The sequence below is a fragment of the Collinsella sp. CLA-ER-H9 genome (genome assembly GCF_040092295.1).
Taxonomy (GTDB): Bacteria; Actinomycetota; Coriobacteriia; order Coriobacteriales; family Coriobacteriaceae; genus Collinsella.
The window spans coordinates 226807-241154 of the sequence record NZ_JBBNLV010000002.1 but is presented as its reverse complement, the minus strand read 5'-3'; the positions used below and the strand labels follow the sequence as shown (position 1 = coordinate 241154).

Annotated in this window: 11 protein-coding genes and 2 tRNA genes; 2 read left to right on the top strand and 11 right to left on the bottom strand. The window is 60.6% G+C overall.

Annotated elements, in window-relative coordinates:
* Positions 1-3 precede the first annotated feature (3 nt).
* Entirely contained in the window at positions 4-4701 is a 4698-nt protein-coding gene (gene gltB / locus AAAX73_RS02850; RefSeq protein WP_349124941.1) for a glutamate synthase large subunit, read from the bottom strand.
* Between the two features lie 486 nt (positions 4702-5187).
* Between gltB and AAAX73_RS02845 the strand changes: the two genes are divergently transcribed.
* Entirely contained in the window at positions 5188-6480 is a 1293-nt protein-coding gene (locus AAAX73_RS02845) for an Nramp family divalent metal transporter (protein WP_349124940.1), read from the top strand.
* Between the two features lie 468 nt (positions 6481-6948).
* On the opposite strand, the gene AAAX73_RS02840 is transcribed toward AAAX73_RS02845, so the two are convergent.
* From AAAX73_RS02840 to AAAX73_RS02815, 6 genes are all read right to left on the bottom strand, one after another.
* Positions 6949-7092, bottom strand: coding sequence for a rubredoxin-like domain-containing protein (locus AAAX73_RS02840; protein WP_117638060.1), 144 nt, complete (start codon positions 7090-7092; stop codon positions 6949-6951).
* 88 nt (positions 7093-7180) lie between these two features.
* A complete protein-coding gene (locus AAAX73_RS02835; protein WP_349124939.1) occupies positions 7181-7684 on the bottom strand; it encodes a flavin reductase family protein in 504 nt (167 codons plus the stop codon).
* Positions 7685-7840: 156 nt separating this feature from the next.
* Positions 7841-8311, bottom strand: coding sequence for an SsrA-binding protein SmpB (gene smpB / locus AAAX73_RS02830; RefSeq protein ID WP_006235325.1), 471 nt, complete (start codon positions 8309-8311; stop codon positions 7841-7843).
* On the bottom strand, positions 8301-9218 hold the full coding sequence (locus AAAX73_RS02825; protein WP_349124938.1) for a hypothetical protein: 918 nt from the start codon (positions 9216-9218) through the stop codon (positions 8301-8303). The genes smpB and AAAX73_RS02825 overlap by 11 nt, the downstream gene beginning before the upstream one ends.
* A gap of 95 nt (positions 9219-9313) precedes the next feature.
* Positions 9314-9390: transfer RNA gene (locus AAAX73_RS02820), tRNA-Glu, on the bottom strand.
* Between the two features lie 17 nt (positions 9391-9407).
* Positions 9408-9481, bottom strand: a tRNA-Gln gene (locus AAAX73_RS02815).
* A gap of 265 nt (positions 9482-9746) precedes the next feature.
* Between AAAX73_RS02815 and AAAX73_RS02810 the strand changes: the two genes are divergently transcribed.
* The gene (locus AAAX73_RS02810) at positions 9747-10157 is read left to right on the top strand and encodes a hypothetical protein (protein ID WP_329738280.1); all 411 of its coding nucleotides are present in this window, start codon (positions 9747-9749) and stop codon (positions 10155-10157) included.
* A gap of 72 nt (positions 10158-10229) precedes the next feature.
* On the opposite strand, the gene AAAX73_RS02805 is transcribed toward AAAX73_RS02810, so the two are convergent.
* The 4 genes from AAAX73_RS02805 to AAAX73_RS02790 form a co-directional block, all read right to left on the bottom strand.
* Complete coding sequence (locus AAAX73_RS02805; RefSeq protein ID WP_349124955.1) at positions 10230-10595, bottom strand: arsenate reductase family protein; 366 nt, start codon at positions 10593-10595, stop codon at positions 10230-10232.
* Between the two features lie 116 nt (positions 10596-10711).
* The gene (locus AAAX73_RS02800) at positions 10712-11287 is read right to left on the bottom strand and encodes a VanZ family protein (protein WP_349124937.1); all 576 of its coding nucleotides are present in this window, start codon (positions 11285-11287) and stop codon (positions 10712-10714) included.
* Between the two features lie 111 nt (positions 11288-11398).
* Entirely contained in the window at positions 11399-12004 is a 606-nt protein-coding gene (locus AAAX73_RS02795) for a recombinase family protein (protein ID WP_271748299.1), read from the bottom strand.
* A 178-nt stretch (positions 12005-12182) separates the two neighbouring features.
* A complete protein-coding gene (locus tag AAAX73_RS02790; RefSeq protein ID WP_349124936.1) occupies positions 12183-14318 on the bottom strand; it encodes an RNB domain-containing ribonuclease in 2136 nt (711 codons plus the stop codon).
* Positions 14319-14348 lie beyond the last annotated feature (30 nt).

The following is a 14348-nucleotide window of genomic DNA, read 5'->3' as shown; positions in this document are numbered from 1 at the left end:
CACTTACGCCTCCTTCTTGGTCGAAGCAACAGAGCTGGCAGCCACGGACGCAGTGCTCGCAGCACCGCCCGCGACATCGAAGCGAGCGACATCCGCGGCGCTCGCGCGACCGGTCACAATGTCAAACGCCAGCTCCTCTGCCTGCGCATGCGTCTTGCCGGCAGCCTCGCCCGCAGCGACAATCGCCAGCACGCGCTCGTACTCGGTCGGAATGACCTTCACAAAGTGCTTGCTCATCGTCTCAAAGCTGTAGAGCAGCTTAATGCCGCGCGGGCTCTGCGTCGCGTCCACGTGCTCCTGGATGAGTTCTCGAATCTGCGCCAGCTCGCCGGCCGTCGGGGCCTTGAGCTTAACGCTCTCGTGGTTCACACGAGCATCGAGCGTGCCGTACTGGTCAAAGACATAGGCCACGCCACCCGTCATGCCGGCGGCGAAGTTCTGTCCGACCTCGCCCAGGATGAGCGCCAGGCCGCCCGTCATGTACTCGCATCCATGGTTGCCGCAGCCCTCGACCACCACGGTGGCACCGGAGTTGCGCACGGCAAAACGCTGGCCGGCAAGACCGTTAATGAAGCCGCGGCCGCTCGTGGCGCCAAAGAACGCCACGTTGCCCACGATAATGTTCTCGTCGAACTTGTAGGTCGCATGCGGGTTGGGGCGTACCGACACCTCACCGCCCGAAAGACCCTTGCCAAAGTAATCGTTGGCGTCGCCGCACACGTTGAGCGCAATGCCGCGGGGCAGGAAAGCGCCAAAGCTCTGACCGGCCGAACCGTCGCAGTCGATGGTGATGGAGCCGGCGAGCAGGACCTCGGGATGTGCCTTGGTCACCGCATTGCCCAGGATGGTGCCCACGCAACGGTTAACGTTGGCGATGTCGGCATGGAAGCGAATCGGGCGCAGGTGCGCACGGGCATCGGCCGTATAGGGCACAAACAACGTGGAGTCGAGCGTCTTGTCGAGCTCACTGTCGGCAGCCATCTGGGGCAGGAAGTGGCGACCGTCGGCGCCCGGAATATGAGCACCGAACTCGCAGGTCGCGCTCGCCAGAACGGGCGACAAATCGAGCAGGTTGGCCTTGCGGTTGCCCGGTACCTCAATCTGACGCAGGCACTCGGGATGGCCGACCATCTCGTCGATGGTGCGAAAGCCCAGGCTCGCCATGATCTCGCGCAGCTGCTCGGCCACAAAGAGCATAAAGTGCTCAACGTGCTCGGGCTTACCGCGGAAGCCGTGACGCAGACGGCAGTTTTGCGTCGCGATGCCGGCCGGGCAGGTATCCTGCTGGCAGTCGCGCTGCATGAGGCAGCCCATGGAGATGAGCGGCATGGTCGCAAAGCCAAACTCCTCGGCGCCCAGCAAGCAGGCGACGGCGACGTCGGTGCCGTCCATGAGCTTGCCGTCGGCCTCGAGCACCACGCGCGAGCGCAGGCCGTTTTGCAGCAGCGTCTGCTGGGCCTCGGCAAGGCCAAGCTCCAGCGGCAGGCCGGCGTGCCAAATGGAATCACGTGCAGCGGCACCCGAGCCGCCATTGTGGCCGCTGATCAAGATCTTGTCGGCAGCGCCCTTAGCCACACCGGTAGCGATGGTGCCGACGCCGGCCTCGCTGACCAGCTTGACCGACACGCGCGCACCGGGGTTGGCGTTCTTAAGATCGAAGATCAGCTCTGCCAGGTCCTCGATGGAGTAAATATCGTGGTGAGGCGGAGGCGAGATCAGGCCGATGCCGGGCGTGGACTGACGGACCTCGGCGATCCAGGGATAGACCTTCTTGCCGGGCAGGTGGCCGCCCTCGCCGGGCTTGGCGCCCTGGGCCATCTTGATCTGAATCTCGAAGGCGCTGCAAAGATAGCGGCTCGTCACGCCAAAGCGCGCGCTTGCCACCTGCTTGATGGCGGAGTTCTTGGAGTCACCGTTGGCCAGCGGGGTCTCGCGACGCGGGTCCTCGCCGCCCTCGCCCGAGTTGGAACGGCCATGCAGGCGGTTCATGGCGATGGCCATGCACTCGTGCGCTTCCTTGCTGATGGAGCCGTACGACATGGCGCCGGTGTTAAAGCGGCGGACGATGTTGAGCGCGGGCTCCACCTCGTCGAGTGCCACCGGGGTGCGGCCGCTGGCATTAAAGTCGAGCAAGTCGCGCAGGCGCACGGCACGGCCGGTGCGGTGCAGGCGGGCGCTGTACTCCTTAAAGGTGTCGTAGCTGTCCTCGCGGCAGGCGGTCTGCAGCAAGTAGACAGTCTGCGGATCGATCAGGTGATCCTCGCCGCCGAGCGGGCGCCACTTGGTCAGACCCAGCGTGGGCAGCTGATCGGGAGCCGGGCTCTTAAGGATGGCAAGCGCGGCGTCATAGCGCTCATTCTGCTCGCGTTCAACGTCCTCGACACCCATACCGCCCACACGGCTCACCGTGCCGGCAAAGTACGCGTTGACGAGCTCCGGCGTAAAGCCCACGGCCTCGAAAATCTGCGCCGAATGGTAGCTCTGCACCGTGGAGATACCCATCTTGGACATGATGGAGACGATGCCCGCCGTCGCGGCCTTGTTGTAGTTGGCGATGCCCTGCTCGGCCGTCACGTCCAAATCGCCGCGTGCCGCCAGATCTCGGATGCACGCATGTGCGTTGTACGGATAGATGCCACTCGCAGAGTAGCCCACCAGTGCCGCAAAGTCATGCGGGGACACGGCGTCGCCGCACTCCACCACGATGTCGGCAAAGGTACGCACGCCGGCGCGGATCAGGTGGTTGTGCACGCAGCCCACAGCGAGCAGCGACGGCACGGGCACCTCGCCCGCAGCGGCACGATCGCTCAACACCACGATGTTCACGCCGTCGCGGACCGCAGCCTCAACGTCCTCTGCAAGCTGCTTGAGCGCAGCCTGCAGCGCGCCCTCGCCGGCATCGCGGCGGTACACGGCACGGAAGCGACGGGTCTTAAAGCCCACGCGGTCGATGGCGCAGATGCGGTCGAACTCCTCCTCGCTCAGCAGCGGGCGCTCCAGGCGCACCAGCTGGCAGGCCGTACGGGAGTCCTCGAGCAGGTTGCCGTGGTTGCCCAGGTAGAGCGTGGTCGAGGTGACCATATGCTCGCGAAGGGCATCGATCGGCGGGTTCGTGACCTGGGCGAACAGCTGATAGAAGTAATCGAAGAACGAGCGCGTCTTCTTGGACAGGCAGGCCAGCGGCGCGTCGATGCCCATCGAGGCGAGCGGCGCCTTGCCCTGCTGGGCCATGGGACGCACGACCTCGTCAACGTCATCCCAGTGGTAGCCGAGCTTGGCCATACGCACGGCGACGGGTACCTCGGCGTCCTCGGCGGGCGTTGTCGCAACGGGCTCATCAAGCGCGTCAACGGTCAGCGTCTCCTCGGCAATCCAGTCGCGGTAAGGCTTTTCCTTGGCATAGCGGGCGCGCAGCTCGTCGTTGTAGATGACGCGGCCGCGGGCAAAATCGACCTCGAGCATCTGGCCCGGCCCCAGACAGCCGCTCGTCAGGATGTTCTCGGGGCTTACCTCGATGGTGCCCACCTCGCTTGCCAGCATAAAGCGACCGTCGCGCGTCACATAGTAGCGGGCGGGGCGCAGACCGTTGCGGTCGAGGGCGGCGCCCAGCGTGCGGCCGTCGGTAAAGGCGATGGCGGCCGGGCCGTCCCACGGCTCCATGAGCATGGACTGGTAAGCGTCGTAGGCGCGGCGTTCCTCACTCAGGCTGTCGTTGTGGTCCCACGGCTCGGGCAGCAACATGGACGCGGCACGCGTGAGCGGACGACCGTTCATGACCAAGAACTCGAGCACGTTGTCCAGAATCGCGGAGTCGGAACCCTCGCGGTTGATGATGGGCATCACGCGCTCAAGATCATGCTGCAGCACGGGGCTGTACAGGTTGGGCTCGCGGGCGCGGATCCAGTTGACGTTGCCCTTGAGGGTATTGATCTCGCCGTTGTGGATGATAAAGCGGTTGGGGTGCGCGCGCTCCCAGCTGGGCGTGGTGTTGGTGGAGTAGCGCGAGTGGACGAGCGCCACGGCCGTCTTGACGGCGGCGTCGTTGAGGTCGATGAAGAAGCGGCGCATCTGCGTGGCGACCAGCATGCCCTTGTACACGATGGTGCGCGAGCTCATGGAGCACACGTAGAAGATCTTGTCGCGCAGGGCAAACTCGGCGTCGGCCTTCTTTTCAATGGTGCGGCGGCACACGTACAGGCGGCGCTCGAAGGCATCGCCGGCGGGCGTGTCGTCCGGACGGCCCAGGAAGGCCTGCAGGATAGTGGGCATGCAGGCGCGGGCCGTCTCGCCCAGGTCGTGCGGGTCGACCGGCACCTCGCGCCAAAAGAGCAGCGGCACGCCGGCCTCGGCGCAGCCCTCCTCAAACACGCGGCGGGCATCCTCTACGCCCTTGTCGTCCTGCGGAAAGAACAGCATGGCCACGCCATAGTCGCCCTCTGCCGGCAGAATCTGGCCGCACTTTTGAGCCTCTTTACGGAAAAAGTGATGCGGAACCTGGAACAGGATGCCAGCGCCGTCGCCAGTGTTCTTCTCGAGTCCCGTGCCGCCGCGGTGCTCCAAGTTGACCAGAATGGACAGCGCATCGTCCAGAATCTGGTGATGGCGCTCACCGTTGATATCGGCAAGCGCGCCGATGCCACATGCGTCGTGGTCGAATTCGGGGCGATAAAGGCCCTGCTGCTGAGCGGAATCTGCCTGCATCGCGATCCTCCCCTAGATATTAGACAGTCAGTTGAATAGGCATACTAGGAGCATCGCCGGCCCGTTGTGTTTCCCGCCCGTTTCGAAACAATCGCGTAACGCGCGCCCTGCGAGTGGACACCACCGACCTCAAGGGCGACAACATAGGCCCCAAGTTCGGCCTGTAAGCTCGCCGCTTCAAACATCTCGATCTGTAACAGGAAGACCCAATTTCGACGACTAACTGTTACAGATTGAGATGTTTTCGAGAGACGGTTCCGAATGTCTCAATCTGTAACACGAAGGACCGGTTTTGGCGGTCAGCTGTTACAGATCGAGATATTCCATAGGACCATTTCTTCCTGTCTTGATCTGTAACACCTAGGCCCAATTTCCATCCCTAGTTGTTTCAGATCAAGACATTTCGGCAGTCCCCTTTCACCATCCTATTCAAATACAGCAATTTTGTTAGTTTTAGTTAACTTTTGAGCCTAAAACGGGTATCCTTTGCGGCGTCAAGCAAACGGCACGCAGGAGCGCACCATGCTCAACCATCTCAAACAACACTTTGGTTCCCGGCGCACCGGCGGTCACGGAGGCCTAGACATCGCACAGCATATCGGCCCCGGGCTGCTCGTCACCGTCGGCTTTATCGACCCGGGCAATTGGGCCTCCAATATGGCCGCGGGCTCGCAGTTTGGCTACGCGCTGCTGTGGATCGTCACGCTGTCGACGATTATGCTCATCGTGTTGCAGCACAACGCGGCACACCTGGGCATCGCCACGGGCATGTGTCTTGCCGAGGCCACGACGCGCCACCTGCCTCGCCTCATCGGGCGTGCGATACTCGGCAGCGCGTATCTAGCCACGGTCGCCACCGCCATGGCCGAAGTGCTGGGCGGTTCGATCGCGCTTCAAATGCTCTTTGGCCTGCCCGTACGCGCCGGCTGCATCATCGTGGCGGCGGCATCGATTGCCATGCTCATGACAAGCTCCTACAAACGCGCCGAACGCTGGATCATCGCCTTCGTGGGCGTGGTGGGACTCTCGTTTTTAGCCGAGCTTGCACTAGTCAAGGTCGACTGGCCGCAAGCCGCCACAAGCTGGATCACACCCAGTATGCCCACCGGCTCGGCCGCGATTATCGTAAGCGTCCTAGGCGCGGTCGTTATGCCCCACAACCTCTTCCTGCACTCCGAAGTCATCCAATCCATGCACTTCGAAGGCCAAGGCGAGCGAGTTATCGAAGAACGTCTGCGCTACGAGCTCTTCGACACGCTCTTTTCGATGGGCGTGGGCTGGGCAATCAACTCGGCCATGGTCATCCTGGCCGCAACGACCTTCTTTGCGCACGGCATTGTCGTAGACGACCTCGCCGTCGCAGCGGCCACGCTCTCCCCCATTCTGGGCCCGGCAAGCTCAATCATCTTTGCGGTGGCACTGCTGTTTGCGGGCATATCGAGCAGCGTGACGGCGGGCATGGCGGCGGGCACCATCACCGCGGGCATGTTCGACGAGGAATACGACATCCACGACCGACATTCCTCGATCGGGGTGGCGGCCTGTTTCGTCGGCGCAGTGGCGGCGTGCCTGGTCGTCCCGAATCCTTTTGAGGGTCTCATTTGGAGTCAGGCGCTGCTGTCGCTTCAGCTGCCGATTACGGTCTTTGTGCTCATACGACTCACCAGTTCGCCCCGCGTCATGGGCAAATACGCCAACTCGCGCCCGCTCAACGCGTTGCTCGTGGGGATCGGCGCCATCGTGACGATTCTCGATGTCGTGTTGTTGACAGGGATGTAATGGGGCGGGGCACCTACCCAGGCAAACGTCTCGATCTGTAACAGATAGACACGCTTTTGATGTCTAGATGTTACAGATCGAGATCATTCCGAGGGACAGCTCCGTTTGTCTCAATCTGTAACACGTAGACCCCGTTTTGACTGCTAGATGTTACAGATTGAGATCTTCTGCCGGACGGTTTTGGTTTGTCTCGATATGTAACAAGTGGGCCCAATTTCCACTTCTAGATGTTACAGATCGAGACATTTCTTCAGCTCCAACCTTTTGTCTCAATCTGTAACAGGAAGACCCGTTTTGAGCCGTTAGATGTTACAGATTAAGACCAAAGGTCGGCCGGACTCACGATAGGCAGGATCGGCTAACAGCAGCCGTGATCCCTTGGGGACGGAGGAAAAGGGCCCCGGCCGGGATATCCGACCGGGGCCCTTGGACAGAGCTATGTGTTGCTGCAAGTCGTGTGCCTGCGAGTTACTCCTCGACGAGCTCAAACTGATCGGGACCGACGCCGCAGACCGGGCACACGTAATCCTCGGGCAGCTCGGGCGTGTCGACCTCAACCTCATAACCGCAAACGATGCACACGAACTTATACGTCTTCTTTTCCTCAGCCATGATGTTCTCCTCTCGAACGTGACTGCTGGTGTACTTGCTTATTAGTATATATTCTCAATAATATAATGCAAGTATTTTTAAAACATTTCTAGCCTTGATACGAGGACGCCTTCGGAGGCGTCTTGCCCTTCAGGACCTTATGGTAGTAATCGTAGGTGAGCGGCGTCTCGTCGCTCAGGCGCTCGGCATCCTCGACCTCGCCGATAAACAGTAGATGCGTGCCCACGTCAACAGTGTCAATCAAACGGCAGCTAAACAAGGCCGCCGCATGCTCGGGAACATAGGGCATGCCCAGCGCGGTCTCGCGCGTCTCGTACTTGGCAAATTTGTCATAGTCGCTGCTAGTACGGAATCCAAAGTTGCCAATGTAGAGCATATCGGCCGTCTGATCGATCACGGTCAGCGCAAAGGCCTTGGCAGACGAGATAACACCAGACGTGACATTTTCCTTATTCACGGCAACCGAGATGCGCGGCGGCGTGGACGTCACCTGCACCGCCGTGTTGATGACGCAGCCAGCACGCAGCCCGTCGGCCGCAGCACTCACCACATACAGGCCACTCGGCATCGTAAAGAACGCAGTTTTGTCCATAACGACCACTCCCCTAACCCGGGATTGAACCTCATGGATGTATGTACCCACAAAAAAGGCGACGCCCATAACGGACGCCGCCTTTGAGACACATGTGTCAAAACAGTTAGGGAGGCGGGACAATCGCAGTAGGCCACCTCCCCGCAAGTCATGTGCCTAGCGGTTGCGCTCCTTAAGCGCACGATCGATCTCGCGCTGGACGTCGCGCTTGGCCATGTCTTCGCGCTTGTCATAGAGCTTTTTGCCGCGGCCCAGGCCCAGCAGCAGCTTTACGCGGCCGTCGGTATTAAAGTAGAGCTCCAACGGCACCAGCGCATAGCCGCGGTTGCGCAGTTTGCCGTCAAGAAAATCGATCTCCTTGCGATGCAGCAGCAGGCGGCGCCGGCGATCGGGATCACGGTTCCACACGCCACCATGGCTGTAAGGGTGAATATGCAACCCCACCAGCCAGCACTCGCCGCCGCGAATCAGCGCAAAAGTGTCAGTGATCTGACAGGCGCGCTCGCGAATCGACTTGACCTCGGTACCGCTCAGTTCAATGCCACATTCGAACGTCTCGTCGATAAAGTACTCGTGATGCGCCGAGCGATTCTTGGAAATGAGCTTGCGTTCGCGCTTACTGGGCATCGCCGGCCTCCTTGACGCCGTCGGCTCCCTTGTCGTCGCCTGCGCGCTTTGCCTTGCGCTCGGCGTTGAGCTCGGCATCGCTCTCGCGCACCAGCTTAATGATCGCCGCGCATGCCTCCTCGCCCACCAGGTCGCGGGCACGGACCGTCAGGCGCGTAGCCTCCTGCTTGTCACCGTCGCTCGCAGCATCGGTCGCACACATGATGAGGCAAATGGCAATCTCGGCCGAAGGCGAGGTCGGTACGCCCTGCAACGCCAGCTCGCCCATCACGTGCTCGTCACTCTCCTCGGCGGCATCGGGATAGGCAGCATGGATTTTGTTGAGCAGGCGCGTCGTATGCGCATCGCCAGGGGCCAAGCGCAGCGCCAGGCGCGCGCAGCCCACGGCCGCCGACACGTTCTCGGTCTCGGGCTCAAGGAAATACTGGCCCAAGTTGGCGTAAGCGCGGGCGGCGCACTTGCCGTCACTCGCACGCTCCAGCACCGAAAACGAAAGCGAAGCCCACTCCTGCTTGTCCTCGAGCGCACGGAACAGCTCGGCCAGATCCAGTCGGTAGTTGCAGTTCATGGGGTCCCAGCGCACGGCCTGCATCAAAGCATTACGAGCACTCACGTAATCCTGCTGGCGAATGTAGGCAAACGCCATGTCGGAATACAGACGGTCAAAGGGCACCTCGACCTGCACCAGCTCGCGCGGATCCTTTTCCACGCGACGGTAGGCCAGACGCTCAAACTTGCTATCGAAGCTAAAGTACTGGCGGTTCTCCTCCGTCTTGCACTCGGCATCGATATACTCCTCGGCGAGCTCAACCAGACGTTCCAACAGCGGCGTCGCCGTTGCCAAGTCTCCCTGCGCCAGGTAATTCTCGGCATACGTAATGTCTTGCAAGCTGATGGGCAGGTCCATGGCCACTCCTCAAACCGGACGAAACGCGACAAATGCCGCGTGTGTGGTGAATACACAAAACCCGGGTCTCTTGCGAGGCCCGGGCGTTCATTTTGTGGTAGCCCGTACCAGATTCGAACTGGTGATCTCCGCCTTGAGAGGGCGGCGTCCTAAACCGCTAGACGAACGGGCCATATGTAGCAAATGCAATGGCTGGGATGGAGGGAGTCGAACCCCCATTGACGGAACCAGAATCCGCTGTCCTGCCATTAGACGACATCCCAATGACTGCATCGCTGCGCTCGGCTGTGCCTTTGCGCAAGAAAGAAATATACGGGAAGTTCTACGGCGGCGCAAGCCCCATTTTTAACTTTTTTGAAAATCGGCCAATTTGCCCCGACCCATGAAGGACCTGTGAAGCCAAACCGCATGCAAGGGGTCAAAATACCGCAAGCGCACCATAGCCACCGTTGGCAGATTGTTGCATCCTGGTCGCCGTCAATAGTGACACAATCAGGACACCAATTATCGCGCGGATATCGAGGCGACATGGATGATGAGCTTGATTACCTATGGGAGACCCTCGGCCTCGAGATAACTGCTATCCCTTGGCCAGATCGGCACAAAATTCATCCCACGCTACGACCCGCCATCACAGTCATGCAGGCAACGTATCGCGGGGCCTCATTTTTGATGATGCGAATGGCATGGCACGCGGCGCTACCCGACCTCAAGCGAGTTCAGGCAAGCCTCGTGGAGCTATCCGGTATTCCCGTCGTGATTTCGGAGACCCATTTGGAGCAACGCCAACGCGACCGTTTGCAAGCACAGCGAATCCCGTTCATCTGCCCCGGCATTCAGGCATATCTACCCTTTATGGACGAAGAGTACTGGAGCGGCAAGCCCAACAAACAGGTAAAGATCTACGACCCGCATAAGTGGGCACAGTTCGAGGACTGACCGGAGCGAACCTGCCGGCGGAAAGCGCATCCCAGAATTTGCGCTCAGAACGAGACACGCTTTCCGCAGTTGTTACAGCAGCGCCTCGGCCCAGGTTGCTTCCTTAAAGCCTGGAATCGCAAAGTCATCGCCCACCAGCAGCGGACGCTTAACCAGCATGCCGTCGGTCGCCAACAGCTCGTAACATTCCTGATCCGTCATCCCTGCATCCAGACGCGCCTTCAGGCCAAGCTCTCGATACTTCATGCCCGACGAATTAAAGAAGCGACGCACCGGCAGCCCCGAACGCGCAATCCAGGTCGCAAGCTCCTCAGCCGAAGGATTGTCTGTAACAATATCGCGATCGATGTACTCAACCCCATGCTCGTCCAACCAGGCCTTGGCCTTTTTACACGTCGAGCATTTGGGATATTCAACAAACAGTACGGTCATGGGGATTCCCTTCTTAGAAAAGACAAGTGTCTGGCAAACAGCGCATCGATGGCCATCTGCGACCGATGCCGATATTGTAGCCAGCGCCGACGTGCAGGCGGTCGTGGTTTTCCATCTTGAGGTTAACGTCTCGCATGGGCGCCAATGGGACAGGTCGCGCGCTGAACCAGCACTGACACCAGCAGCACCAGCAGCATGGCGACAACGTAACCCGCGGCATCAAAGCCTAAGTCGATAACGTCGAAATGTCTTCCGGGAACAAAAATCTTATGCACCTGGTCCCCGACGGAGCATACGGCGCAAAAGGCCAGGACGGGCACACACCGCAATCGGGTGAGCAACATGCGCTTATCCAAGCACACCGCCGCCGACGAGGCAAACAGCCCAACAAAGAAGAACTCTACGGTATGGGCGACACGACGGATGTTGATGCCCATCCACATGCGAACGGGGGCAATCGGATCGGGATGGGCGACGGTAGCCGCTGAGCCCGCATCCCCGGCGGCATCTCCCGCCTGGGTCTCCCCCGCAGTCTCGGGCTGCACGCTGGCGCTTTGCCCCTCCACCACGTGCGCGGTAGACTCGCTGAGCGACGATGTCTGCTCCACGCTCTGCTCCGTCAGCATCCAAATACTCGCCAGCGTCACGACAAGCAGGACAACCGATATCCATCCGACTATATGCTTCGCGCGCGCCAAGGGCTAACCTCCGTCTGTTATTGAGCAGCAGCGAGTGTACCCCCAAATGTCACCGTCGCCATAGCGGAATCCCAAATGTTCAAAACAAGGCGCCAGATGGCTGCGGTGTCCCTACTCCGTCTCGCGCATCCAGCGATCGAAGGTCCCCACGCACACACCTAAACGCTTTGCCGCCTGACTCCGGGTAATATTGCCCGCCTCATAGATATCGCGCACTCGTTCAAATTGCGGAGGGCACGGCTTGCGGGGTCGACCAAAACGCACGCCGCGCGCCCGCGCCGCCGCGATTCCCTCCGCCTGACGACGGTGGATGTTCTCTCGTTCCACCTGCGCCACGTAACTCAACAACTGCAAAACGATATCGGCGATCAGCGTGCTGGTCACATCCGATCCGCCGCAATCTCTCGCACGCGTATCGAGCAACGGCATGTCCAGCACAACGATGGCCGCACCAAGTTCCTTGGTTATACGACGCCATTCCTCGAGTATCTCGCTGTAGTTTCGACCCAGCCGATCGATGGAAAGCACCACCAACACGTCGCCGGAAGCCAAGGCATGAAGCAATTCCCGATACTGCGGGCGATCAAAGTCCTTACCGCTCGCACGGTCGGCAAAGACATTCGCCGGCTCCACGCCATAGGCGCTCAGCGCATCCAACTGGCGATTCAAATTTTGATCGCGCGAGCTCACCCGCGCATACCCATATACCGTTGCCACAACATCCCCGCTTTCTCGTAAACCCGCCAAAAAGGGACAGGTTTGTTTTGGTAGGTCCTATCTCCCAAAAGCATATGAAGAAGCGGCCGAGCTCATGGCAGGGCAATTAAGAGACACGCAAAGAGGGCGGCCCCGAAAGACCGCCCCCTTTGCTTTGCCGATACTCACTGCGTGCCGGTTAATGAATGAGCTTAAAGTCCAAATGTCCGCGAGTAGTGTTGACGCGCGAGACCTCGATAATCACGCGCTGTCCCAACTCAAAACGACGCCCCGTGTCGGCACCCGTCAACGTGAGCGCGTCCTCGTCAAACTCAAACCACTCGTTACCCAGGCTCTTAATGGAAACCAGCCCCTCAACCTGCGTCAAATCGAGACGCACGAATAATCCCATGTTGCTGACCCACGAGACCGTTCCGGCATAGCGCTCGCCCAGGCGGTCCTCGTAGTACTGCGCAATCTTGATTTTTTGCGTCGCATGGCTGGCAGCGTCGGCCGCACGCTCGGCGTCGCTGCACGCGCGGCAGATTTGCGGCAGGATGCGCGGAAGCGACTCTCTGCCTTTTCCGATCAACCTCGGCGTACGCACTAAGGCGTCTTTTCCGCCCAGCTGCTCGTATGCCAGCTGCAGCTTGAGCACGCGATGCACCACCAGATCGGGATAACGGCGAATGGGGCTTGTAAAGTGGCAGTAGCACGGCGCGGCGAGCGCAAAGTGACCCTCGTTGCGCGGCTTGTACAACGCACGCTGCATGCTGCGCAAAAGAAGCGTGTTGACGAGCGGCGCGTTAGCCGTGCCGGCAGCGGCATCAACCGTCGCCTGTAACTCGTCGGGATTTCCCAGAGCAATGCCCGCCGCGCGGCGATCATCGATGATACCGAGCTGCGCCAGCGCCACAGCAGCACCATGTAGGCTGTCGGGGCTGGGGTCATCGTGCACGCGATAGCATGCCTCGATATCGCGGTCGGCCAGCCACTCGGCAACGCACTCGTTAGCCAGCAGCATTGCCTCCTCGATAAGCGAGGTTGCGCAGGAACGCTCGCGTGCCACAATCCGTACGGGCACGCCGTCCTCGTCCAGCAGCGCGCGAATCTCGGCCGTATCAAAGTCGACCGAACCGCGTGCGCGACGTATGCGACGCCGAAGCTCTGCGAGTTCGTTTGCGGCGACCAGGAAATCGGCCAGGTCGACGTTACAGCTACGAGCAGTGTCCTCGCACGCAAGCCCGCGCTCAAGCGCTTTCTCGCGCGAGGCTTCGGCCGCAGCGACATCTTCCGCAGCGCCCTCCAACACGGAATACTCAACAGCGCCGGCACGCACCAGCAGCGCCTCGGCGCCGTCATAGTCCATACGCACACGCGAACGAATCACACTGGGATAGGGATCGTAATGGCGCACACGGCCCTGCGCGTCGAGCTCGATATCGACGGTAAACGCCAGGCGATCCTCATCGGGGCGCAGGGAACACAGGTCATTAGACAGGCGCTCGGGCAGCATGGGGAGTACACGGTCGGCAAGGTAGACCGACGTCGTGCGGTGGCGGGCCTCCAGGTCGATATGCCCATCCCAGGCAACATAATGCGAAACATCGGCAATATGTACGCCCAGCTTATAGCCACCCTCGGGCGTGCGCTCGAGCGAGATGGCATCGTCAAAGTCGCGCGCATCAACCGGGTCGATGGTGATGACAAAGCGATCGCGCAGGTCACGACGAAGCGGGTCTTTAAGCGCTGCAGTCACATCGAGCGAAAGCGCCTCTGCCTCTGCCAGCGCCGCCTCGGGATAGCTGTCGGTATAGCCATAGCGTGCCATAACGTATTGGACGCCCAGATCGGGCGCATCGTCACCGCCGATGCGGCGCTCAAGAGTCACCGTTCCCGACTCCAAGCGCGTCGGGTAGGTCAATATGCGCGCGACGACGACATCGCCAGGGCGCACGCCCAGGCGCTCCGCCGAAGTGTCCTCGGGCAAAATAAAGAAGTCAGCCTTCAGGCGCGAATCGAGCGGCTCGATCACGCCAAGCGGGCCGGCCATCTGATACGTACCCACCACGCTGATGGCGGCACGTTCGACGACGCCTTCAATCACGGCGCGACGTTCACCATGCGGGCTGTTCTTAATGCTCACGGCAACGGTATCGCCATCCATGATCTCGCGCTTGCCGCGGCCCATGACCTTGTAGTCGCCGTTCTCGGTTATGACATAGGCACTGTGCTCATGGAGCTGCACGCGGCCAGTCAGGCTCGGACGACGCTCGCTGCGCACCGGCCCACGCTTATTGCGAGCTCCACGCTTATGCTTGTTATTGCGCCCCATGGCGCCTCCTTACTATCGATAGCCGTTTAC